General features: G+C 61.8%; 21 protein-coding genes. 20 read left to right on the top strand and 1 reads right to left on the bottom strand.

The window, feature by feature from the left end; genetic code table 11:
- Positions 1 to 14 precede the first annotated feature (14 nt).
- From tatA to FQP90_RS21500, 17 genes are all read left to right on the top strand, one after another.
- Positions 15 to 281: a Sec-independent protein translocase subunit TatA gene (gene tatA / locus FQP90_RS23805; RefSeq protein WP_144653119.1), complete on the top strand. Its 267-nt coding sequence runs from the start codon at positions 15 to 17 to the stop codon at positions 279 to 281.
- A gap of 295 nt (positions 282 to 576) precedes the next feature.
- Positions 577 to 3,672, top strand: coding sequence for a DUF5107 domain-containing protein (locus tag FQP90_RS21575; protein ID WP_244296925.1), 3,096 nt, complete (start codon positions 577 to 579; stop codon positions 3,670 to 3,672).
- Positions 3,669 to 4,991, top strand: a complete 1,323-nt coding sequence (locus FQP90_RS21570; RefSeq protein ID WP_144653117.1) for a cellulase-like family protein — start codon at positions 3,669 to 3,671, stop codon at positions 4,989 to 4,991. The genes FQP90_RS21575 and FQP90_RS21570 overlap by 4 nt, the downstream gene beginning before the upstream one ends.
- Positions 4,992 to 5,135: 144 nt before the next feature.
- Positions 5,136 to 7,394: a beta-galactosidase gene (locus FQP90_RS21565; RefSeq protein WP_244296923.1), complete on the top strand. Its 2,259-nt coding sequence runs from the start codon at positions 5,136 to 5,138 to the stop codon at positions 7,392 to 7,394.
- A 34-nt stretch (positions 7,395 to 7,428) separates the two neighbouring features.
- On the top strand, positions 7,429 to 8,313 hold the full coding sequence (locus FQP90_RS21560; RefSeq protein ID WP_208760056.1) for a helix-turn-helix domain-containing protein: 885 nt from the start codon (positions 7,429 to 7,431) through the stop codon (positions 8,311 to 8,313).
- Positions 8,314 to 8,469: 156 nt separating this feature from the next.
- Positions 8,470 to 9,153, top strand: coding sequence for a GntR family transcriptional regulator (locus FQP90_RS21555; protein WP_144653114.1), 684 nt, complete (start codon positions 8,470 to 8,472; stop codon positions 9,151 to 9,153).
- Positions 9,150 to 9,743 (top strand): short chain dehydrogenase, encoded by a 594-nt coding sequence (locus tag FQP90_RS21550; protein ID WP_144653113.1) that lies wholly within the window; start codon positions 9,150 to 9,152, stop codon positions 9,741 to 9,743. Before FQP90_RS21555 ends, FQP90_RS21550 begins: the two co-directional genes overlap by 4 nt.
- Positions 9,744 to 10,203: 460 nt before the next feature.
- Positions 10,204 to 11,052: a substrate-binding periplasmic protein gene (locus FQP90_RS21545; protein ID WP_144653112.1), complete on the top strand. Its 849-nt coding sequence runs from the start codon at positions 10,204 to 10,206 to the stop codon at positions 11,050 to 11,052.
- A 20-nt stretch (positions 11,053 to 11,072) separates the two neighbouring features.
- A complete protein-coding gene (locus tag FQP90_RS21540) occupies positions 11,073 to 11,810 on the top strand; it encodes an amino acid ABC transporter permease (RefSeq protein WP_144653111.1) in 738 nt (245 codons plus the stop codon).
- Positions 11,807 to 12,628, top strand: a complete 822-nt coding sequence (locus FQP90_RS21535) for an amino acid ABC transporter ATP-binding protein (RefSeq protein ID WP_144653110.1) — start codon at positions 11,807 to 11,809, stop codon at positions 12,626 to 12,628. The genes FQP90_RS21540 and FQP90_RS21535 overlap by 4 nt, the downstream gene beginning before the upstream one ends.
- 48 nt (positions 12,629 to 12,676) lie before the next feature.
- Positions 12,677 to 13,942, top strand: a complete 1,266-nt coding sequence (locus FQP90_RS21530) for an NAD(P)/FAD-dependent oxidoreductase (RefSeq protein ID WP_144653109.1) — start codon at positions 12,677 to 12,679, stop codon at positions 13,940 to 13,942.
- Between the two features lie 72 nt (positions 13,943 to 14,014).
- Positions 14,015 to 14,929, top strand: a complete 915-nt coding sequence (locus FQP90_RS21525) for a dihydrodipicolinate synthase family protein (protein WP_144653108.1) — start codon at positions 14,015 to 14,017, stop codon at positions 14,927 to 14,929.
- The gene (locus tag FQP90_RS21520; RefSeq protein ID WP_144653107.1) at positions 14,926 to 15,993 is read left to right on the top strand and encodes a proline racemase family protein; all 1,068 of its coding nucleotides are present in this window, start codon (positions 14,926 to 14,928) and stop codon (positions 15,991 to 15,993) included. Before FQP90_RS21525 ends, FQP90_RS21520 begins: the two co-directional genes overlap by 4 nt.
- Before the next feature lie 73 nt (positions 15,994 to 16,066).
- Positions 16,067 to 17,551, top strand: a complete 1,485-nt coding sequence (locus tag FQP90_RS21515) for a gamma-aminobutyraldehyde dehydrogenase (protein ID WP_144653106.1) — start codon at positions 16,067 to 16,069, stop codon at positions 17,549 to 17,551.
- 4 nt (positions 17,552 to 17,555) lie between these two features.
- Positions 17,556 to 18,329, top strand: a complete 774-nt coding sequence (locus FQP90_RS21510) for an SDR family NAD(P)-dependent oxidoreductase (RefSeq protein ID WP_144653105.1) — start codon at positions 17,556 to 17,558, stop codon at positions 18,327 to 18,329.
- Positions 18,326 to 19,075 carry an SDR family NAD(P)-dependent oxidoreductase gene (locus FQP90_RS21505; RefSeq protein ID WP_144653104.1) on the top strand — a complete coding sequence of 250 codons (750 nt, stop codon included), beginning with the start codon at positions 18,326 to 18,328 and terminating at the stop codon, positions 19,073 to 19,075. Before FQP90_RS21510 ends, FQP90_RS21505 begins: the two co-directional genes overlap by 4 nt.
- A gap of 26 nt (positions 19,076 to 19,101) precedes the next feature.
- The gene (locus FQP90_RS21500; protein ID WP_144653103.1) at positions 19,102 to 19,350 is read left to right on the top strand and encodes a hypothetical protein; all 249 of its coding nucleotides are present in this window, start codon (positions 19,102 to 19,104) and stop codon (positions 19,348 to 19,350) included.
- A gap of 62 nt (positions 19,351 to 19,412) precedes the next feature.
- Here FQP90_RS21500 and FQP90_RS21495 read toward each other — a convergent pair whose 3' ends face one another.
- Positions 19,413 to 20,741 carry an MFS transporter gene (locus FQP90_RS21495; protein ID WP_144653123.1) on the bottom strand — a complete coding sequence of 443 codons (1,329 nt, stop codon included), beginning with the start codon at positions 20,739 to 20,741 and terminating at the stop codon, positions 19,413 to 19,415.
- A 216-nt stretch (positions 20,742 to 20,957) separates the two neighbouring features.
- Here FQP90_RS21495 and FQP90_RS21490 point away from each other — a divergent pair, with 216 nt between their 5' ends.
- The 3 genes from FQP90_RS21490 to FQP90_RS21480 all read left to right on the top strand — a co-directional run bounded on the left by FQP90_RS21490 (position 20,958) and on the right by FQP90_RS21480 (position 24,070).
- The gene (locus FQP90_RS21490) at positions 20,958 to 21,734 is read left to right on the top strand and encodes a FadR/GntR family transcriptional regulator (protein ID WP_144653102.1); all 777 of its coding nucleotides are present in this window, start codon (positions 20,958 to 20,960) and stop codon (positions 21,732 to 21,734) included.
- 1 nt (position 21,735) lies between these two features.
- On the top strand, positions 21,736 to 22,458 hold the full coding sequence (locus tag FQP90_RS21485) for a cache domain-containing protein (RefSeq protein ID WP_167510544.1): 723 nt from the start codon (positions 21,736 to 21,738) through the stop codon (positions 22,456 to 22,458).
- Between the two features lie 229 nt (positions 22,459 to 22,687).
- A complete protein-coding gene (locus FQP90_RS21480; protein ID WP_144653100.1) occupies positions 22,688 to 24,070 on the top strand; it encodes a protoporphyrinogen/coproporphyrinogen oxidase in 1,383 nt (460 codons plus the stop codon).
- Positions 24,071 to 24,119: the final 49 nt, after the last annotated feature.

The raw sequence follows: 24,119 nt of genomic DNA, 5'->3' as shown, positions 1-24,119 counted from the left end.
AAAGGAAACTTCCAATGGGGAGACTGTTTGACGGCCCGTGGCCAATCGTCATCATCATAGTCGTGGCATTGGCTCTGTTCGCGGCCCCAAAACTACCGGCAATGGCAAGAAGCCTGGGTCAGTCGATGAGAATCATCAAGTCGGAAGTAAAGGAAATGCGGAGCGACTCCGAGGTCCAGAGCGGCGAGAGTTCCGTGCCTGCCGGGACGGGGGAATCTCCATTGGCGGCAGCGGCCCCAAGCGCCGATCCCTCAGCTCGCGATGCAGGTCGACCCGGGTGAATGGGTTATTGCGGGCCTTCCTTCTAGAAGATCGTCCATATAGTGGGTCATTTATGCCATGGGATGCTTCGTCCGCAGTTCGTAGCCTTGAGGGGTGAGCGATACTAATGAAGCCGTGAGCCGGATTTCCCTGCCAGATGCACCGTCTGACCAGCAGACAGTGCTTGATTCCGGGGGAGTGGCCTGCTGGAGCGAGCCGGTTTATATAGACACATACGAACCCGGGGAGCCGGACAGGTATCCACTGTTTTTGGACCGGCGCGTGTATCAAGGGTCGAGCGGCAAGGTGTACCCCATGCCGTTTATTGACAGCATCGCGAGTTCGAAGGAGCCTCGGCTGTGGCAGGCCATCCATCTGGAGAACGAGTACGTGCGCCTGATGCTGCTGCCGGAGATCGGAGGCAGGATCCATATTGGCTTCGATAAGACGGCCGGCTATGACTTCTTCTACCGGAACAACGTGATTAAACCGGGCTTGGTGGGACTGGCCGGCCCGTGGATTTCAGGTGGGGTCGAGTTCAACTGGCCTCAACACCACCGGCCCGCTACTTTCCTGCCCGTGGAAACATCGATCGAACGTAGTGACGATGGCCAAGTCACGGTCTGGCACAGCGATCTTGATCCTCTACAGCGGATGCGCGGCACGCACGGTATACGGCTCCGTCCCGGAAGTTCCCTCCTTGAAGTGGAAGCACGGCTCTACAATCGGACTGATCTCCCGCAGACCTTCCTGTGGTGGGCGAACGTGGCGGCGCGGGTCCACGAGAAGTACCAGTCATTCTTCCCCACTGATGTTCGCTTTGTAGCCGATCATGCGCGGCGAGCCATCACGGCCTTTCCGCGATCCGACCGAAACTACTATGGCGTGAACTACCCGGTTTTGGCTGAAGCCCAGCCTGACGCGGACCGTATCGACTTCTACTCCAACATTCCCGTCCCCACCTCGTACATGATTACGGACACGCAGGACAGCTTCTTCGGCGGATACGACCATGAAGCCGACGCAGGATTCATCCATTGGGCGGACCGGTCCATTTCGCCAGGCAAGAAGCAATGGACCTGGGGCAATGGACCGGTGGGCAAAGCTTGGGACGCGCATCTCACCGACACTGACGGCCCGTACGTCGAACTGATGTCCGGTGTTTTCACCGATAATCAGCCCGATTTCAGCTATCTCGCCCCTGGTGAGACCCGAACCTTCAGCGAGTTCTGGTACCCGATCCGCAATATCGGCCCGGCGCAGCAAGCGAACCTGGATGTCGCTGTTTCACTCCAATTGGTCGATGAGCACTGCGGGGTCAGGGTCGGCGTTTCCAGTACGTCCCAGCGCGCCGCCGTGACAGTGCGCGTGAAAGTCCGCGGCGCAATTGTCCATGAATGGACTGCGCAGATTTCGCCGTCAGAACCGTTTACCGACGTCGTCAGGCTGAATGAACCAACGGACGATACCGACGTGACGGTGCAAGTGGTGGACGGCGCCACGGAACTGATCTCGTGGTCACCGCGCGCATCCTCCGACGACCAGGAGGAACCTTGGGCGGCGACGGAGCCTGCGATGCCGGAGGATATTGAAAGCCAGGACGAACTCTACGTCACGGGTATCCATCTGACCCAGAACCGGCACCCCACCCGATCAGCGATCCCGTATTTTGAGGAGATGCTCCGCCGGGATCCGCAGGACTCCAGGGCCTCCGTCGCGCTCGGATCGTCACACTACACCAAGGGCCAGTATGCCTTGGCGGAAGGTTTTCTGAAGAACGCGCTGGCAAGGGTTACCCGGAGAAATTTGAATCCTCCCAGCGGGGAGGCCAGCTACCGGCTGGGGCTCGTCCTGGAGCGCACCGGCAAGTTGGCAGAAGCCACGGAACGGTTCGGGAAAGCGGCCTGGGACAAAGGATGGGCACATCCAGCAAAGCTTGCGCTGGCACGCATTGCTCTGAGAACAGGGAGACCGTCCGCAGCGTTGGGGCACGCTGACGCAGCGCTTCGGCTGGATCCGGCAAGCCCTGAAGCGAAGCATCTGCTGGTCTTGGCCTTCGCAGCGCTGGGACGCCACGATGAAAGCGCCCGGCACCTGGCCTCGATTCTTGCTTCCGATTCTTTGGACCCTGTGGCGTTGGCGCTGGCTGGTTCCCTGAACACCGCAGACGCCAAAACCGGTCTGACCGTAGCATGCTGGCTCGCCCGTGCCGGTCAGTGGCAACTGGCACTGGACCTTACCGACGAGGGCGCACATCCGGGTGCCCACAAAGTGTTCGGCAACCCGGAGCCCATACGCCACTACCTCCGGGCTGCGTGGTTCGAGGAACTGGGGAATGCCGACGCCGCAACGACGGAACGCTCCGCAGCACGGACCAGTGACACCACGTACGCGTTCCCTTACGGACTGGATGATCTCGACGCGCTGGCCTTGGCTCTCGCAGCCGATGAAAACGACACGGTTGCCCATGGCCTGCTGGGCTGCTGGCTGCTTGACGCGGGACGAACCGTTGACGCCCTGGCCCATCTGGAGACGTCAAGCGCTCTGGGTTCGACGGACCCTGTCGTGTGGCGGAACGCGGCCATCGCTACGGTAAACACCGGCGCAGCTGCCGAACGGGCCGACGCATATTTCCAGCGTGCCTTGGCACTGAGCCCGCACGATCCCCGGCTGGTCTTTGAACGCGCCATCCTCGCCAGCCTCCGCGGAGTACCTGCTGAGGAGCAACTCGCCGCAATCGAACGCCACAACCGCTCAGTTTTCCGCCGTGACGATCTCACGATTCTCTACGTCAACCTTCTGATCGACGCCGGCAGGGCCGAGGAAGCTCTGGACATCATGTCCACACGCAACTTCCAGCCGTTCGAGGGCGGAGAAGGGCTGGCCTTGGAAGCGTACGATCGAGCTGCCGTGCAACATGCACGCACGATCATGAAGGACGATCCTGCAGGGGCCCTCGCACTTCTCACTGAAGGAATCGACGCTCCAAGGAACCTCGGCGAAGGCAGACATCCAGGGCATAGCATGGCCGAACGTTTGGTCGCTTTGGGTGATGCCTGGGAAAGGTCCGGGAACCCTGAGGCAGCTGCTGTGGCCTGGGGCCGTGCGTGTGAGCAAAGCACACCACTGACCGCAGACAGTGCCCCACCGGTCCCGGCCGACTACTGGAAAGGCATCGCACACACCCGACTCGGCAGGCACACGGAGGCCGAAAGCATATGGCAGGACTTGGAAGCCCGTGCAGATGAGCTGGAATCAGCTCCCGATGCTCCGGACTACTTCGCGACCTCGCTGCCTGAACTGTTGCTCTTCGAGACCGACACCGCGGCAGCCCGGTCCGGCAGGGTGAACCATCTACGCAGACTGGCTGCATACGGCCGCACGCACCAAAAGGAAATGGCAAACCTGTGACTGAAACCCCGAGGTACTTAGGCTCCGGAACGACAGAAAACGACACGTCCTCCCTCACCGGGGCACCCCCGGCGCATCTTCCGCAGCGTTTGACCATCACGCTCTGGGATTTCTCCTGGTACACCCGCGCCGAAGAGAGCGGCCCCTACGCAGATCTCGACGCGGCCTGCGCGCAAGCTGCAAAGCTGGGATACAACACCATAAGGATCTGCGCTGCCCCGCTACTGCTCTTCGGAGATCTGGGGCTGGAGAACCTGGCCGCGGACCTTGACATTGAAGGGTTGGGGTCATCCCCGGACGGCGGCTTCTACGGCAGGGGAACACGCTGGTACGACGTGCCAGGAGGCTACAGTGTCAACCTGCGCGCACGGCTTCATGAACTTTTTGATGCCGCTGCCCGGCATGGCTTGGTGGTCATCCTGGCGAGTTGGGAATATCAGCAATCAACCGTCTTCGCCCGTTCCGCACAGTGGTTCGATGCGATCGACGCCGTTCCGTTGAAAAACCGTTACCGCGTCCTTACCGATGCTTGGGACCGGCTCATCGACGCCCTCACTGCCGCCGGACACCGAGACCGCATTGCCATGGTGGAATTGCACAACGAGGTGGACTTCTCCATCCTGCCTGCCTTGGCCGACGGCGGCAGCGAAGAACTACGCCGCCTGCGCCAGCTACACCCGGATCTGCTCGTCACCGCGAGCTACGGCAAACCCCCGCACTTGGCGATGCACACCCTGCCGGACGGATTCGGAGCGGCACAGTTCCACGTCTACAGCTATGGCGTGCTGGACGCCCTCCAAAAGAAGATCGACATTCGATCCGAGGGGACCTCAGATTTCCCCAACGCTGCTCTGTCTGCACTTCTGCGGCCGAATGCGCCCACTGTGGTCGAATACGGTCGTTTGAGGGACTGGAAGTACCGCGCCACTGTCGTCACTGACCAGATGTTATACGGCTATGACTGGATTGATCCGGAGGCCTGGGACACCTGGCTTGCCAAGGAGTACGGGCCATACCGGGAAGTGATGCACCGCGAAATCGACTCACGAGTCATTGCCATCGCCGCCTGGGCCCGCTGGAAGAACATACCAGCGGTAGTGGGCGAGGGATGGATCGGGTACACACCGCTTAACGGCACCTTCGAAGAAGGCCCCATCGGGCGGGACCTCGCCGAAGGCGGCATCAAAACAGCGTTGGAACAAGGCGTGTGGGGAATGGTCTTGTGTTCCAATGCCGCCCCTCACCACCCGCTGTGGAGCGACGAAGCCTGGCAGCAACGCATGAACAGCTCCATCCTGGCCGCCCCTGCCGGACGGTGACGTCCAAACCGCACCAGCCCTGTCTGTCCTCGCGCCACCTTAAAGGAACTTCCCATGTCTCTTGAACAAAGAACTGAACAAAGCACCATCGAACTGCTCAGAGCCACCCACCGACCCCACGGTCAGAGACTGCAATACCCAGCCATGAGCAACACCGAAGATCTTCACTGCAAGTGGCGGCTAACCAGCCAGTACATCGAACGCGAAGGGCTTCCGGCTGTCCCGATCTCGGGCGAAATCCACTACAGTCGTCTGCCCCGGAGCCGCTGGGAAGAACGACTCCGCCTGATGAAGGCCGGCGGCATCACTGTCATCGCCTGCTACGTGTTCTGGATCCACCATGAACCCACCGAAGGCAAAGCTCGCTTCGACGGCAACCTGGATGTAGCAGCGTTCGTACGGCTATGCAGAACAGTTGGCCTGGAGGTGGTCCTCCGCATCGGGCCATGGGCACACGGTGAGGTCCGCAATGGCGGCTTCCCGGACTGGGTGCAGAGCGCCGACGTCGCACACCGCACCAACGACCCCGGCTACCTCGCTATGGTGCAGCGCTGGTTCAACCGCCTCGGGGCGGAACTACGAGGCCTGACCGGACCGGACAGTAACGTCATCGGCATCCAGATCGAAAACGAACTATACGATCAGCCCGATCACATCCTGGAACTCAAAGGTCTCGCCCGGGCAGCGGGGCTCAGCGCGCCAATCTGGACGGCCACCGCCTGGGGCGGCGCCGACATTCCCGAGGACGACGTCCTGCCCGTCTTCGGCGGATACGGTGACGGATTCTGGGTTGACGCGGAAACCCCGTGGGATCCAACATTCCGTCAGCACTACTTCTTCAGCCATCAGTGGGACGACGCCGGCATCGGAGCGGACCTGCGCGAGCACCTCTCCGGAAGCGAAGCTGCACCACCCCGGTCACCATCTGCCCTCTACCCACCGGCGACCTGCGAACTGACAGGCGGCATGGCAACGGCATATCAGCGCCGTCCCTGGCCCAAAGGCAAGGACGTAGCAGCGGTGGCCAACAACAAAATCGGCAGCGGATCCGCCTGGCAGGGGTACTACATGTTCGCCGGCGGGACGAATCCGCCGGGAAGCCTCCAGGAATCCCAAGCAACGGGCTACCCGAACGACCTGCCGGTGTTCGACTACGACTTCCATGCCCCCATCGGATCCTCCGGGAGACTGGCCGGAAGCTTCGCCGAGCTCCGCAAACAACACGCGTTCCTTGCCGCGTTCGGCCAAAGACTAGCCCCGATGCCCTCCACGCTCCCGGACCAAATGCCCAAGGGAATCGAGGACACCGAAACCCTCCGCTGGTCCCTGCGTTCCGACGGCGATACTGGCTTCGTCTTCATCACATGGCACCAACCCCACATCCCGCTGCCGGACCACCCGCACGCCCAATTCCACCTGGCGTTCGCTGAGGAAACAGTCACCTTCCCCCGCGAACCTGTCACTATCCCGGCTGGGACAATCGCCCGCTGGCCGGTCAACCTGGACCTTGGAACAGTACGCCTCCAGTGGGCCACAGCATCAGCCCTGACCCTGCTGGAAACGGACACGCACCCAGTGCTCGTGCTGGCAGCCGAAGCAGGCATCGAACCCCAGCTGTGCGTGCCCGAGGGAATCACCCTGAACGGGCCGGCCCGAGCACTAGGTGGCAATGTCTTCGCTGTTAATACAACGGAGCCTGTGACGTTGACCTTGGAGTCTCCGCAGGGTTCCGCCTCGGTGGTAATTCTCCCCGACTCACTCGCGGAAATGGCGTGGGTTCTGGACGCCCCGGATGGACTCGAATTGGTGCTTTCCGCAGACCCGGTATGGGTCGCTGCCGACGGCCGCCTGGCTGGCCGTTCCAAGGAATCACCATGGGTTCAGCGCTACTCGACTGCGTCGGGCCGCTTCGAAAACGTCAGCACAGAATTATCTGGCCCTCCCCGCCGCCGGCAATCTCTGGCCGCTGACCGGCTCCGTGCTGCCTCGACTGTTCCGTCCTCGTTCGGTTCCCTGGCCGGCAGGGCTGCGGCTCCCACCACCGAAACCATGAATAGCCTGGCCGAGGTCCATAAGATCCATTTTCCTGCGACAGCCTTGATTGGCGAAGAACCAACGGAGGTGGAGATCAACTGGGCCGGGGACGTGGCCCGGCTCATCGTCGATGGCCACGTTGTTGCCGACCGGTTCTGGGACGGTTCTCCCTGGGTGCTGGAGGCCCACGATGCAGGGCTTCGCGGAGCAAACGACGTCAGGCTCCAGATCCTGCCCCTGGCGAAAGCTGCCATTGTTGGGCTGCCTCAGGAAGCACAGCGCAGGCGTGACACCGTAGCCGGTGACCTGGCGGGCCTGGACAGCTTGGAATTATTCGCTTGGACGACCTGGAACGAAGACCGCTCCTAATTGCTCCCTTCTGGAATACTAGGGACCATTCGTGATGAAAGGGGCTTGGTTGGAGCGCGCTACGGGGTTCGTGAACCAGCGCCTCGTGGTGGTACCCCGGCCGCTTATCCGGGAAGCACTGACACGCCCTATTACACGGCGGTTGGTCGTCACCGATGCTGGTGCCTTTCCTGTCGCCAAAGAACATGGTCGCCATCGTCCTGAAGGGGCCAATGAAACCATCGTCATCTTGTGTGTGGCCGGGGCCGGATGGATTGAAAGCGGCGGTTTTCGAGTCGACGTCACCAAATCCACGGCCGTCGTTCTTCCAGGTGGAACGGGGTTGGCCCACTCCTACGGCGCGTCCATCGAGGACCCGTGGACCATTTGGTGGTGCCACGTGCTCGGCTCAGACGTGGCGGAACTCATCGGCGAATCCGGAGTAAGTCCTGAACGCCCACTGATACCGCTGGTCGCCATAGACCGGTTGACGGCGATGCTGGACGAGATCATCACGGCCTTGGAACGGGACCAGTCGCCAGCACGTCTGGTGGCTACAGCGGGGATGGCGTGGAAACTGCTGGCCACCCTGGCCGTCGAACGACGCCTTCCCGAACAGGGTAGCCCTCTGCAACGAGCCATGAAGTTTCTGGAGGATCGCGTTGATGGCTCGATTCGTCTCCCGGACCTGGCCAAAGTAGTGGGTGTCTCATCCTCACAGCTGAGCAAGCTGTTCAAGGAGGCCACAGGAGGAGGAGTGCTCGCCCACCACGCGGCATTGAAGATGGCCCGCGCCCGGCTGCTGCTGGACACAACCGACCTCACCATCGCCGAGGTGGGACGCGAAATCGGGCTAAACGACCAATTCTACTTTTCCCGACAGTTCACCCGTATGCATGGGGTCAGCCCCCGTGCATACCGCGCCGAAGGAAAGGGCTAGCAACGGACCAACCCGGTCAGGGCCGCCGCGGAAGGCGGCTGAGGGGATGACGTTGACACGGCATCAACAGCTAAGGGCCTGATCGCTATTAGCCCCATTACCCGGTAGTCTTGCATCGTCTGACAATCAGCGCACATATCAGTGGGGCGATACATAATGAACGATGCGACGAGCCTATCTCCAGTAGCTTCCATTTCGCGGCGCGACGCCGTCATGAAGGAGATTCGGCGCGCCATCGTTGCTGGGACCCTGAAGCCCGGCGACAAGCTCACCGAGGTCAAGTTGTCTTCCATGTTGAATGTCAGCCGGCCTACTATTCGCGAGGCGCTGACCCAGTTGGCCCAGGAGGGGCTGCTGATCCAGGAGCCCTACCGAGGTCTCCGTGTAGCAACTTTGGACACGGCCGATATCCTCGACATCGCCAGAACGCGAATGGCGTTGGACATGCTTGCCGCGGAGTCCATCCTGGAAGACACCACAGGGCGCCGGATGGCGATTGTGGATGCCGCATGGGAAGCGTTCGACAAGATTGCTTTCCATCCGGACCCTGTTGTCCTCCATGAGGCTCACATCGCTTTCCACAGAAGTTTCTGGGTTGCTTCTGAAAATGCTCTTCTGCTGCGCCTCTGGCCGGTCACGGAGGCCCATCTGACTATCGCGCTCGCGCAGGACCAAGCCACACGGGCAGACCCCGTTCGAGCCCACGAAGTGCACGAGCAGCTGGTTCGCAGCATGCGTTCCGGCGACATGGAAGCAATCGAGGCGGCATTTTCCGTCCACACCATCGGTAGCGCAGAGCAGCTGATCAAGCTGCTCGAACAGGACAAGGAAACAGCATGAAGGTATTGGTCATCGGCGCAACCGGACTACTGGGTACGGCGGCAGCGACCGCCCTGGACGCCCGACACGAGGTTATCCAGGCCTCGCGGAGCGGCGATGTGCAGGTGGACCTTGCAGACGCCGAATCCATCTCGGCCATGTTCGAAAGCGTCGGCAAGGTGGACGCCGTGGTCGCTTGCACCGGCGTCGTGCCCTTCAAGCCGCTGGCCGAGCTCACGGCGGGAGACTTTGAGGCAGGCGTGGCTGACAAGGTGCTGGGGCAAGTCAACCTCGTGCTGTTGGGGACTCCTTACGTCAACGACGGCGGTTCGTTCACCCTGACCACCGGGGTGCTGGCCCGAGAGCCCATCAACACCGGCGTTGCCGCGTCGCTTGCCAACGGCGCGTTGGAGTCGTTCGTCATGGCCGCGGCTGCTGAGCTTCCCCGGGGGATCCGCATCAACGCGGTCAGCCCATCGGTACTGGAAGATGCTACCGGTTACCACGATTTCTTCCCGGGTTTCGCGAAGATCTCCTCGGAGGACGTGGGCCGGGCCTATGTGAAGTCCGTGGACGGCATACAGAATGGTCGCGTGTTCCCACTCGGCTAAGTCTGGATGATTGTGGAGAAGGGCGGGGACTCTGGGGTCCCGCCCTTCTCCACGTTCCGGCTCTAAGCTGCGTCCCTGCCCGACTCCATTTCGGTCTGGAGGTGGCGGCCAGCGCAGCCGTCGTTCGTGAAGCCGCTGCCTCGGTGCCGAAGGCGCCGGAGTTGTTCAATTGCCATGGGCCGCGTCGGCAGTGGATTCCAGTTCCGCGTCGGGTCGGACGAGCATGCGTTTCGTTGCCCTGCTCAGGGGCCTGTACGCGTTTGCCGCTACGTGCAGCGGTTTCCTAAATAGCACCGGTAGATCTTCTCTGCGACTCATTTCGGTGCAACCCAAATTTGGGGGTAGACGTGCCGCGGCTCACAGTAGTAGCGTTGTCACATAGCCAAATTGCCTGACAATAAAACAACGAGGTTGAGTCGGGCTCCTCGCTACAAAGCCGTTTCTCAGAAGAGAGTGCACCATGACAAAGACAAGCAAAATCGTTCTTGCGGTACTCGCCGTGATCTTGGTTTCCATCGCTGGCGGTTACATCGGTTCCGGCTTCCGGGGGAGCTCTGCGAGCGCATCCACCGGTGCCGCCCAGGGCAACTTCATCGAAGAGATCAAGAAGCGCGGTGAGCTCCGGGTCGGCGTGGCCATCGCACCGCCCATGACGGTGCAGGAAGCGGACGGCACTCTGGGTGGCCCCAACCTGATTCCGCTCCAGGAACTGGCAAAACAGCTTGACGTAAAGCTGGTTCCCGTCGCGGCGGAGTGGAAGAACATCGTGGCCGGCCTCCAGGCCAACCGCTATGACTTCGCGGCCAACCTGGACTACACAGTGGAGCGCTCGCTCGCCATCGGATTCACTGATCCCGTGTACCAGTACCAAGGTGTCTTCGTCGTAAGGGCGGACTCGCCTTTCAAAACGGCAGAGGACATCATCGCAAACGGCGGTCAGATCGCCACCGCCCAAGGATCGGCTCCGGAGAAGGCACTCCAGGGACATACCTCCACCATCATGTCCGTGGACAGCTACTCAAATGCCATTTCGGGCGTGCAATCCGGGCGCGTCATCGCCGAGTTCACCGACCTTCCCACCGCAGAGTCCCAGGCCCAGGCTGACAGCTCGCTGAAGATCGTGGTTCCGTCTCCCGAGATTTACTCGGCTTCCGCCGCCTACGGTGTCCCTTCGACCATCGACCCGCGCTCACTCCAGATCGTGAACGTCGCTATCGAACGTGCCCAGAAGAGTGGAGAGCTCACGCAGGCCTACGCCAAGGTCAACTACGTCGAGATCGACAACCTGGGCGATCTTCTTAAGAAGTAGCCTCCACCTAGGAGTAATCAATGAACGGATACAACTTCGACTGGGATGTAGTGGCCCGAGCACTCCCCAGCATGATCCAAGGACTGGGGCTGACGCTCCAGATCACCATCATCACGATCGTGATCAGCATGATCCTCGCCATTCCGGTAGCAGTCGGGCGCATGTCCAAGATCGAGGTCATCCGCTGGACGGCCCAAGGTTACATTGAACTGTTCCGCTGCACCCCCTTGTTGGTCCAGCTCTTCTGGATCTTCTACGCCCTCCCTGCCCTGACCGGTGTCACCCTCCCTGGATACGTCTCCGCGCTGATCGCCCTCACTGCGAACCTGACGGCGTTCATGGCCGAAACCTACCGCAGCGGCTTCCAGTCCGTGCCGGTGGAGCAGGTTGAAGCTGGGCGCATGCTGCAGCTCAACCGTTTCCAGCAGTTGCGGTACATCATCGTTCCCCAGGCCATGCGGCAGCAGCTGCCCGTGATCCTGTCGCTGAACATCTCACTGTTCAAGGACACGGCGCTGGTCTCTACCATCGCAGTTTCAGATTTGATGTTCGTCTCGAACACCATTTCGGCGCAGAACTATCGGGCCTTGGAAATTTTCACGCTGGCGGCCTTGATCTACTTCGCCATCGCCTTTCCGGTTTCCCTCATTACCAGCGCCATCGAGCGGCGCATGCAGAGCACCGCCGGGCCCGGCTTCAAGCAAGGCCCCAACCTGCTGGCACGGATGATGCCCGGCACGAAAGTAGCTACATCATGACTCACATCAATCTCGAACCGCAGGGAGAAACGGTGGCCGTTCCGGTTCACTCCAGGATCCCTGTCGACACCGGCCAGGTTCTGGTGCAGGCACGGGGACTCCAAAAGAGCTTCTATCACCGGTCCATCCTGAAAAATGTCGACTTCGACATGCACCGGGGCGACATCACCGTCATCATCGGTAAGAGTGGCTCCGGCAAATCGACCCTGTTACGTGCCATTGCGGGCCTCACGGATCCCGATGCCGGAGAAATCAGCATCGACGGCAAGACGGTCTTCGAAGGAACAACCCGCACCAAGGATTGGGCCGAGGCCAGTGCGAATGTAGGGATGATTTTCCAGACCTACACGCTGTGGCCGCACATGAACGTTCTGGATAACCTCACCCTCGCTCCACGCAAGACCCGGGGCATCGCAGCATCCGAGGCTAAAGACCGTGCAGAGTCCGCTTTGGACGAGGTCGGCATGAAGCAGCACATCCTCAGCCGACCCACGCAGCTCTCCGGCGGTGAAAGGCAGCGCGTAGCTATCGCCAGGGCACTGATGATGAAGCCAAAATTGTTGTTGTGTGATGAGATCACGTCAGCACTGGATCCACCCGTCGCCGCGGAGGTCCTCGACGTCCTGCGGCGCCTGAAGGAAGAAGACGGAATCGCTGTAGCCCTGGTGACCCATGACATGGCCTTCGCCTCGAAAGCTGCTGACCGTCTGGTGTTCTTCCACAACGGTGAGATCGCCGTCAACGCAACCCCCGAGGAAGCCTTCGACAACTGCGATAACCCCGACCTGAAGAAGTTCGTTGACGCGGTCCGGTTCTAAGCCGCACGGCCTCGCAGAATCGGACGAGTCACCACGAAAGGAAACACAGTGCACACCGTAGTGATTGGGGGAGGCGTCATCGGCCTGACGCAGGCCTACCACCTGGCCCGCGAAGGCGAGACCGTCACCGTCATCGACGCCCGGGCCACGGGCTTAGGCGCTTCGAAGGTCAACGCAGGCTGGATCTGTCCGGCGGAATCAGCACCCGTGCCTGGCCCCGGCGTCGTCCTCAAGTCCATGAAGTGGATGCTGCGACCGGACAGTCCGCTCTACATCAAACCGTCACTCCAGCCGGACTTCCTGAAGTTCATGTTTGGCATGTGGCGCAAGTCCAACGCCCGCGACCAACGGGCCGGCTTTGAGGGTCATCTCCGCCTTGCGGCCGATACCCTCGGGATCTTTGATGAATACCGGGCCGATGGCATGGACTTCGAGTTGCACACCGACGGCCTGCTCATGGCATTCATGGAGAAGGATAACTTCGACCACCACATCGACAACCTGGACCTGGCTTCCCAGTACGGACGTCAGCCAAAGGTGCTGGACCGGGACGCAGTCCACGAGCAGGAGCCCCTGCTCACCGACGGAGTCCTCGGCGGGATCTATTTCCCGCAGGAGCGCCATCTTGATCCGGGAGCCATGGCGACCGCCTTGTACCATCGTCTGCTGGCGATGGGCGTGAAGATCGTCGAGAACTCGCCGATCGATACGGTTGAGCGAAACGGGGACCGGGTGACCGCCGTGCAAAGCGGCGGGAACCGGTACACCGCTGACAACTTCGTCCTTGCTGCCGGCGCCTGGAGCGGGAACCTGTCCAAGCAGTTCGGGGTGGCACTCCCTGTTCGTCCGGGCAAGGGCTACAGCGTCGAGGTTCCCGCACTGGGCCTGCGCAGCGCAGTTAATCTCTGGGACGCGAAGGTGGCTGTGACCCCCTTCAATGAGCGCCTGCGCCTGGCGGGCACCATGGAGTTCGGCGGACTCGACGAGAAGATCAACCAAGTCCGCGTCGATGCGATACTTCGGGCCCCTGCAAAGTACTTCCGCAATTGGGAACCGCCCTCAACAAAGCCGGCACCCATGGCCGGAATGCGGCCGATGACGCCGGACGGACTTCCGGTCATCGGCCACCTCGGACAGCTTCAGAACACCTTCGTGTCCACGGGCCACGGAATGATGGGCATCACTCTGGCACCCGGCACCGCTTCTGCCCTCACTGATCTGATCCTGAAAGGCCGCGCGGCGTCCACCCTTCAGCCCTTCAGGGCCGATCGGTTTCGGGGCGTCCAACGGCAACAACCCGTTTCGGCCCTGTAGCACCTCACCCACATTCACGCGCCGCATCCAGGCGGCCGAAATACTCAATCCCCAGAAAAGGACTTATAGAACATGTCTCACACCACCAAGGACCTCCGGGGCATCCTCGCAGCAGTCACGACCCCGTTTACGGAGGACGGCAGCGCTCTCGACGAACCGGCACTGCAGCGTCAGGTCGAGCGACTGATCTCAGCCGGCATTCACGGCATCGTGCCCACGGGAACCACTGGAGAATTCACCACACTCTCCGCCGACGAATACCGCCGCGTCATCGAGCTTTACGTCAAGGGCGCGGACGGCCGCATCCCCGTAGTAGCCGGCGTCGGTGCCCTGTCCACCCAGGGTGCCATCGACCTTGCACAGCACGCGGAAACGGTTGGCGCGGACGCCATCATGCTGGTCCCGCCGTTCTACGATCCCCTGGACCTGAACACCTTGAAGGTTTTCCTCAGCGCGGTGGCAGAATCAATCAGCATCCCGATCGTCTACTACAACGTTCCCGGTGCCACCGGCATCCAGCTCACCGCAGCTGAACTCGCCGAGTTGGGCAACATTGACGGCGTGGACTACATCAAGAACACCTCCGATGACGCCGTGGGCCTGGCCGAGCTCCTCGCGGCCCGCACCGACCGCATCAAGGCCTTCAACGGCTGGGACACCCTCACCTTCTTCGGCATCGCCTCCGGCGCCGAGGCCTCCGTCTGGGGCACCGCAGGCGTAGTTCCGGAACTCGCCGTCGAATTCTGGAACGCCCTTGCCGAGGAGAAGGACCTGGTCCGCGCCCGCGAACTGTGGAAGCACCTCTGGGCCATCAGCGATTTCCTTGAGTCTGTGAACTACGTGGCGGGCATTAAGGCCGGATTGGAACTCATTGGCGAACCCGTTGGTCCGGCCCGTCTGCCCATCCAGCCCCTGCCCGCCGAAGAGCGTGAACGCTTCGCCGGGATCCTGCGCGCCGCCGGCGTTCTCCCGGCAGTAGCAGCATGAGCGCCGCCCCGCTCGCCCTCGACGCCATCGAGGTGCACGCAGAGGGCGAGCCGGGGCGGATCCTGACCTCCGCCGCCGGCCTCGTCCACGGTGAGACCATGGCGGAGCGTCTGCAGTACTGCAAGGAAAACCTTGACTGGCTGCGTCGGCTCATGCTTCACGAGCCGCGCGGCTACCCTGGCCTGTGCTCGGTAATTCTCCTACCGCCGGTCAACGAGGGCTCCGATTTCGGCATCGTGGTCCTGGAGCAGGGCGGATTCACTCCGATGTCCGGCTCCAACACCATCTGCGCCGTCACGGCCGTATTGGAAGAGGGCATCGTCCCCGTGCGCGGCCCGGAAACGACGGTCACCATCGACACCGCAGTGGGTGTCGTAACGGCGGTGGCCCGCGTAGAAAACGGCAAGGTCCTCTCGGTGACCGTGGTGAACGTGCCGGCGTTCGTCGTCGAACTCGACTTCCCGCTGCAGGTACCGGAGCTAGGGACGGTTCCTGTCGACGTCGTGTTCGGCGGGCAGTTCTTCGCCCAAGCCAGGGTAGCGGACCTCGGCCTCGAGTTGAGCCCTGACAACGGCAAGGAACTCGCCCGCGCCGGAGCACTCATTAAGCTGGCTGCCCTGGAGCAAATCCACGTCACCCACCCGGACAACCCTGCGATCTCCGGCGTCAACCTGATCATGCTTCACTCTGGCGACCGTGTGCCAGGACGGCAAGACCGCAACACCGTTGTCCTCTCGAACGGCAAGCTGGTGGCGGACGATCCCAGCACCTGGACCGGCGCATTGGACCGCTCGCCCTGCGGAACCGGAACCAGCGCGCGGATGGCGGCACTGCACTCACGCGGCCAACTGGCCATTGGTGAGGACTTCTCCCACCACAGCATCATCGGCAGCGAATTCATCGGTCGCCTGACAGGGACGACGACGGTCGGCTCACGGGAAGCGGTCCTCCCGACCATCACCGGCCGTGGCTGGGTGACGGGCCGGAGTCAGTGGCTGCTCGATCCCACCGACCCCTTCCCGTCCGGCTACACAGTCGGGGACATCTGGGCGCCCGGCGCCTAACCTACCTCTCCGCGCGACGGCATTGCCATTATCTGCCATCTCGCGCACCCAAAAACCACAGAAAGCAGGAGTTGTGAGCCAGTTCATTAACGGCAAGCTCATCGAAGGCAGCACCGGTGAAACAGTTGATGTCATCGATCCATCCAACGGGACCATGGTGGACACCATCACCCTGGCAGGCAGCGACGACGTCAAGCTGGCCGTCCAGGCCGCCCGCGAAGCGTTCCCGGCGTGGTCCCGGGCCACTCCGGCCGAGCGCTCCGCAGTGCTGACCAAGTTCGCCGCGCTCATGGAAGAGCGCGCCGAGCAATTCGCGCAGCTCGAATCCCGCCAGGCAGGCAAACCCATCCGTCTGACCCGCGAATTCGACGTTCCCGGCACTATCGACAACATCGCGTTCTTCGCCGGCGCCGCCCGGAACCTTGAAGGCAAGGCAACGGGGGAGTACTCGGCAGACCACACCTCATCCATCCGCCGCGAAGCAATAGGCGTCATCGGCTCCATCTCACCGTGGAACTACCCGCTCCAGATGGCTGCCTGGAAAATCCTGCCCGCCATCGCTGCCGGCAACACGATCGTCCTCAAACCGGCGGAGATCACGCCGTTGACGTCGCTGCTATTCGCCGAGGTGGCGACCGAAGCGGGACTGCCGGCCGGCGTCGTGAACGTCATTACCGGCCGTGGTTCCACCGTGGGCGCCGAACTGCTCCGCCACCCTGACGTGGACATGCTTTCCTTCACCGGTTCCACCGGTGTGGGCCGCACGGTCCTCGACGCCGCCGCCACCACTGCCAAGCGCGTCCACTTGAAACTCGGCGGCAAGGCACCGTTCGTGGTGTTCGACGATGCCGACCTGCAAGCCGCGATTCACGGCGCCGTCGCCGGTTCGCTGATCAACACAGGACAGGACTGCACCGCCGCGACCCGCGCGATCGTGCACCGCTCGCTGTACGAGAAGTTCATCACCGACGTCGCGGACCTCTACGCCCAGGTAAAGCTTGGCCCCACCGACGATCCCACCACGGATCTGGGGCCCCTCGTCTCCGAAACCCACAGGGACAAGGTGGCGGAGATGGTGGAACGGGCCCGCGGCTACGCCCGTGTCATCGGCGGCGGCATACCTTCCAGTGAAGACGGCGATCTTGCCGCCGGCTCCTACTACCGCCCCACCTTGGTGGCCGACGCAACCCCGGACAGCGAAATCTTCCGCGACGAAGTCTTCGGCCCGGTACTCGCCGTCACCCCTTTCGACACCGACGACGAAGCGATCGAACTGGCCAACGACACCCCGTACGGCCTCGCTGCGTCCGCATGGACCAAGGACGTGTACCGCGCCCTCCGCGCCACCCGTGAAATTCGCTCCGGCTGCGTCTGGGTCAACGACCACATCCCGATCATCAGCGAAATGCCCCACGGTGGTTTCAAGGAGTCCGGCTTCGGCAAGGACATGTCCACCTACTCCTTCGACGAGTACACCGTGGTCAAGCACGTCATGTTTGATCTCACCGGTGTTGCCGCCAAGCCGTGGCACCGCACTATTTTTTCACGGGAGGCATAGCTACATGGCGACGACGGGACTTACCCGACGCTTCGAAGGCAAGTCTGCGCTGGTCACTGGAGCAGCTGGAGGTATCGGTTCGGCGATCAGCAGACGATTGGCCGCAGAGGGTGCGCACGTTTTTGTGGCAGATGCCAATGAAACGGCGGCGAAACAGGTTGCTGCGCACCTGATCGCCGAGGGTTTCAGCGCAGAAGCATTGGTGTTTGACCTCCTCGACTCTGCAGCGGCCGAAGCCGCCGTGGAACGCGTCATAGCGACTTACGGCCGCCTGGACGTGCTGGTCAACAATGCGGGCATCAATCGCCGTGGAGACCTGTTGTCGCTCAGTCAAGATGATTGGGACTTGTCCTTCGCGGTGAACGTGGACTCGTTGTTCCACCTGTGCCGAGCTGTCCTGCCGCACATGATCGAGGCAGGCGGCGGCGCGATCGTGAACACCGCTTCGCAATGGGGCATGTACCCGGCACCAGGTCATATCGCGTACAACGTGTCCAAGGCCGCTGTGGTCTCGTTTACGCAGAACCTGGCACGGGACTACGCGCCACACAGGGTCCGCGTCAATGCCGTGGCACCCGGCGAAGTCCACACGCCAATGCTGGAAGCAGGACTCGCCCGGAACGGGCGGACCGTGGCTGACCTGGACGCGCTGGTTCCGTTCGGGCGCATCGGCAAGCCCGAGGAGATCGCTGCGCTCGTTGCATTCCTGGCTTCCGATGAGGCGCCGTACATTTGCGGATCCGTTGTCGAGATTACTGGCGCCCAGGCAGTGGCATGAGCGCCGGAATGCTGGAGGGCAAGACAGTTTTAGTCACCGGCGGTTCCCGCGGAATCGGCCGGGCAACCGTTGAGACGATGCATCGTGAAGGAGCCCACGTTGTCCTGCACTACGCCAACAACAAAGACTCCGCGCAGGCAACCGCCGACCGACTCGGCCAACGCGTCAACCTCGTTCAGGGCAACCTGCTTGACCCTGCCGAGCGTGCCAGAATCTGGGCGGAAGCCGCTGACTGGCGTTCCGGCATCGACGTTCTCGTCAACAACGCCGGCGCCTGGCTGGCATCGGACATTGACGACTCGGACGCGTGGCAACTGGGCTGGGAGGCGAACTACGAACTTAACTTGCTGGCGCCGGCTGACCTCTGCCGGGAGGCAATCTTGGGGTTCCGACGGCGGGGCGGCGGCATCATCGTCAATGTCACCAGCCGCTCGGCGCACCGAGGGGACGACGCCGATCACCTCGCCTACGGTGCGGCGAAGGGCGGCCTGCTTGCGCTGACCAAGGGCATTGCCCGCGGCTTCGGCAAAGAGAACATCCTGGCCTACGCCATCGCACCGGGGTGGGTGGCCACGGACATCGCGGGGGACCTCGCCGAAGATCCTTCAGTGCTCGCAGGACTGCCGCTAGGGGAAGTCACACCGCCGCAGGACGTGGCCGAGGTGATCACTTTTCTGGCATCGGGCCGTTCCCGCCACGCCACCGGCGCCACGATAGATATCACCGGAGCGGACTACGTCCGCTAGTACCTATGAACTCGTGAGGGGCACCCATGGAACTTAGGCGTATCAGCGACTGGACCACTTTGGTGGGGGCTCGCATCGAACTACGTCAACAAGGGCGGCCGGTATGCTCTGGCCACGTGGATGCTGTCACCGATGACGGAGCCATCCTCTGGCTCGTTGCGCCGGCTGACAAGCGAAGAATTTACGAGAAGGCGGAGTTCTATGAAGCGTGGGCTCAGGAGGAGCAGACCGGCTTTCATTACCGGGCATCCTTGAGTCCTCTTAACGATCACTAGGGTCTCTGGGGCGGACTTCCCTCGTGAGTGAATTGTGTGTCCGCGCTCTCGGATTCCGAGACTTAGTGGGCGTACCCGGCGGCTGCTTCGGTGAGTGTTTTTCCCTTGGTTTCGGGGGCGAGCCATTGGGAGAGTGCAGCGCCTGCAAGGGCGACGGCGGAGGCGATCAGCATGGTGGGTCCTGCCCCCAGTGATTCCATGGACATGGGCAGGAGGAAGATCCCGATGCCTGCGCCAACGCGACTGACGGCAGCCGCGAACCCGGTTCCGATTCCCCGGATTTCTGTCGGGAGGACTTCGCCTGGGTAGACGTTCGTCAGCGTGTTGTATCCGGCGTTGAAAAAGGAGAAGACCAGGAACAGGATGAGCACGGCGATAGCGGGGGCGCCAGCCCAAAGCCCAATGATTGCGAGGACTGCAGTGCAGAGCCATTGGGGAGGGACGGTCAGCGTGCGGCGGCCTACTTTTTCGATGAGCAGGAAGGTGACGATGACTCCGGCGAGGGCGATCGCGGAGAGCCCGACGCCGCCAGCTAGACCGCCGGCCAGGCCGTACTGTTCCAGGACGCTGTCCGCGAAGGTGGCGATAGCGAAGTAGGGTGTCACGGCGCAGAACCAAAAACCCGAAATGAAAAGGGTAGAGCGCCAGTACTGCTTGGAGAACAGCATCCCGAATCTGCCTTTGCGAACGACCTCATGCTGGACGTCGTCAAGGGCATCGTCCGGCAGGTACTTTGCGGCAAGTGCGCGGGCCTCGTCCGCGCGGCCGACGCTCCACAACCAGCGGGGAGATTCCGGCATTCCAAGGCGGCCCAGGAAGATGGCGATCGCGATGAAGGTGCTGGTGCCAAGAATGAAGTGCCAGCTCAGGTCTGTGTACTCATTGAGGAGGTGCCCGATCAGGAACGCGATCATGAATCCGGCGTACCATGCGATGCCCATGGCGGCCATCAGCCTGCCCCGTAGGTGGGTGGGCGAGAATTCCGCCATCATCGGCCACCCGACCGCGTACTCTGTGCCAATGGCGATGCCCATCAATAATCGCACCACGATGAGCAGCGCGGCGGAGTCGACGAAGAACTGCATTCCCGAGGCGATCGCGAACAGCCCGATATCGAACATGAAGATGGGCTTTCGGCCCCACTTGTCGGAGGCAAAGCCACCGAGCGGAGAACCGATCAGGATGCCGATCAGCGCTGCCGCAGCTATCAGCCCCTGCCAGAACGCATCGAGCTGGAGGTCATCGGCCATCCGCCCGGACACCGGTCCAATGATGCCGAGGACGTAGCCGTCCAAGACCATGCCTCCGATAAGGACGGTGACCATTCTGACCATGAAGCGTTGCTTGCTTGCGGGCGAGACATCAATGTGATGGGCCGCTGGATTATCCATGGTTGACACTGGGAGCTCCTGACGACGGCGTACACAACCCATGGTCCGCTTCATGCCCAGCGTTATGAAGTCCTCTCCACGGACGAATTTTTTGGCAGTGCGTGCTGGGGCGCGCCGCGATACCTGTTACCAACGCCTCCTAAATATGTAAAGATTCAAGGAAATAGCGTATGGAGGTCCTTCGTGCGCGCAGGACTGATCACAGGAGGGTTTGCCATGGAGAGTACGGCACTCTCAACCCGCGCCTTGGATCTTCTGCTCTTGTTGCGGGGGAGTGAGCCCGAAGGCCTGGGCCGGGCGGACCAGGTCTCCTACCAGATCGAAACGGCCATCCTGATGGGCATTCTGACGGAAGGTGACAGGCTCCCCACTGAATCGGTCCTCGCGGCAGAGCTGGGCATTTCTCCCATCACCCTCCGCCAATCCCTCGCTGCATTGCGCACAAAAGGCCTGATCGAAACCAGCAGGGGCCGGAGCGGTGGCAGTGTCATTAGAGGCCAGATCGATCTGACGGACTCCCAGCTCCAGCGGAAATTGCGGGATGCCAGCACGGAATCACTGCGTGACTTGGGTGACCTGGGTGCTGCAATCTCCTCCATGTCCGCCCGGCTGGCGGCTGGTCGAGCGGACGCCCAGAACGTTGCCCACCTCGAAGACCTGGTTCAACGGCATCGGGACACGAAAGATGAGCGCGCCAGGAGACGGGTAGATAGCCGCTTTCATGTTGCGGTGAGTGTTGCCGCGCAGTCGAGCCGTCTTACGTCGGCCTCCTTGCAGCTTGAAGCCGAGTTGATGACGCTCTGGTGGAGCCATCCGGCGCAGGCCGACAGCCAAGATGTTCTCGAGGGGCAGCACACGGCTATTCTCGAGGCAATCCGGGCCCGTGACGCCGATGCCGCCTCGGCCGCAGCTGAGCTGCATTCCCGTACCGAGACCGAGTACCTGATAGCACAGCACCTCAGATTGACGATGGAGTCCGACGAAAATGCGTGACGTGGCAGCAACAGATAGGGCTCTCGAGCGAACAGCCGAAGCCATCTCCTCTAATGTCGGCGGTGTTTTTGACGATCTGGAGAAGATCGCGGCCACTGTTTCAGCCGTGGCGACGCAGGCCCAGGATGCGCCCCGGCGAAGTGCCTACGCTTTCCTGAAGAGGGACTTGGCCACCTTCATCAATCGGCACTCGGCACTGATTGTCGGGGCAGGCATAGCCTACGCACCCGGCAGTCTTCCCGAAGCACCTCTGTGGCTGGAATGGTGGAGGGGTGCGCAGACTGGGGGAGAGCCGCGCTGGGTCACGCACGACCTCAACCCCGAATCCCTGAATTACTACGACTACACAACCCGCGAATGGTTTGCGACGACTTCTGCCAAGGGAAGTCCTGTTGCCGTGGGACCTTACGTGGACATTGGCGGCATTAACGTCAATATCATCACGCTGTGTGTTCCTGCTCCTACACCGCAAGGAACCCACGTCCTTGGGTGTGATCTGACGCTCGCGAAGCTCGAGGGCGTGTTCCTTCGGGCCTTGCAACTCCAGGATCCTACCGTGGTCCTGCTTGGCCCTACGGGCCGGGTCATCGCGTCGAATAACGCCCGCATAGCATCGGGCACCCTCTTTGTGGAGGAGGACCTCAAGCAGGTGGACCGTTCCGTCGATGTCTCCTCGATGAGTCCCGCACGGTTACCTTGGAGGCTGGTCACGTTGAGGGCCTAACCTCGTCACGACATGCATCCCGTCCGGCAGATTCTGCCGGACGGGATTTTTTTACCCAAAAGACCTATTGCATTAATCATACAATGATGTATCTTTTAGTTGTGACCAGGCACACAAGCCCCTGGGGTGCACCTCATAAAACAGACGTGACATAAGCGTTCTCCAGCTGCCGACGAAGACAGCATGCGGGTCCGCGTACCGCGATCCTCGAAGAAGAAAGTTCAATCCCATGAAAGACGTAGTAATTGTCGGCGGTGGCCTCGCAGGACTCTCAGCAGCATGGCGCTTGCGGCATTGGGACACTCTGGTGCTCGAATCCGAACACCGTGTGGGTGGGCGAATCCGTTCGGAACGGCGCGGCAACTACTGGTTGAACTGGGGCGGACACGTCTTCGCGGGTGCCGGTTCCTCCACGGACTCTTTGCTGAGTGAGGTGGGTGTTAGCGCGGTCCAGATTCCGGGATCGCTGCAGGCACTGTCCATGAACGGGAAGTTCATTCGCGAGGGACACATCGCCACTTACCCCTTCCGTATTCCGATGTCCTTGTCCTCGCGGATTGACACCTTGAAAGCGGGAATCAAGGTTGTCAGCGGAGTGGCCAAATACACCGGCGTCGTTCGCAAGCGTGCAGGCGAATCAGGCGCCATGCGTCAGCAGCGCATCTACGATTTCGAGAACAGCAAGTCGTTTCAGGATTTCATTGGTGACCTTTCCGAAGACGCGGCCGCCCTCTTCAAGACGACGGTAACCCGTTCGGCGGGGGACATGGATGAGATCTCGGCCGGGGCCGGCATCGGCTACTTCAGCTTGGTGCTGGGGATCGGTCAGGGCTTGAGCCAAGGCATCGTTGGTGGACCGTCCACCCTGACGGAGTCCATTGCGGTTTCGTTGGGTGAGCGGGTCCAACTTGGCGCCACCGTCAACGAAGTGGTGCACAAGAAGGACTCGGTGTTGGTCCGTTACACCCAGGGCGGCAAGGAGCTGGAAGTGGAAGCCCGTACGGTGGTGCTCGCCACTACCGCGGATGTTTCCCACAAGGTGGGCGTGGATCTTCCCGAGGAACTCCGCGGCGCGCTCAGCCAGATCAAATATGGCCCGCACGTCAGTACAGCCTTCCTGACCAACGAAACCTCTGCACGTCCCTGGGATGACATCTACGCCATCGCAGCCCCCAAGCGTTCCTTCGCCATCGCGTTGAACCAGGCGAGCATTGTGCGCGGCACCGAATCCGTCCGCAAGCCCGGCGGCAGCTTCATGACGTTCTCCCCGGCCAGCCTAGGCAAGGCACTGCTGGACAAGAGCGATGAGGAAGTCATCCAGACCCATCTCGCCGACCTGGACCAGGTGCTCGGACATGGTTTTGCGGACAGTGTGGTGGAAGCCCAGACCGACCGCTGGAAGGTCGCTTCCCCGTACTGCTTCCCGGGCAGGGCCAAGCTCCAGTCCACGCTCATGCGCGGCACCAACCGTGTCTTCCTGGCGGGCGACTACCTGGGCACGCTCTACACCGAAAGCTCCATCACTACCGGCTTCTCAGCAGCCCAGGAAGCCGCCAGCGTCCTGGCCACGCACCGTCAGGCGCCTAAGTCCGGCCTGTCCGCCGTCGCCTGATCCCACAACTCTTAGCGCTACAGCTACCCCTACCGAAAGAGGAAAACCC

The organism is Paenarthrobacter nitroguajacolicus, from assembly GCF_007786235.1.
Taxonomy (GTDB): domain Bacteria; phylum Actinomycetota; class Actinomycetes; order Actinomycetales; family Micrococcaceae; genus Arthrobacter; species Arthrobacter nitroguajacolicus_A.
The sequence above is the reverse complement of the archived record's forward strand: the minus strand, read 5'-3'. Positions and strand labels throughout refer to the sequence as shown.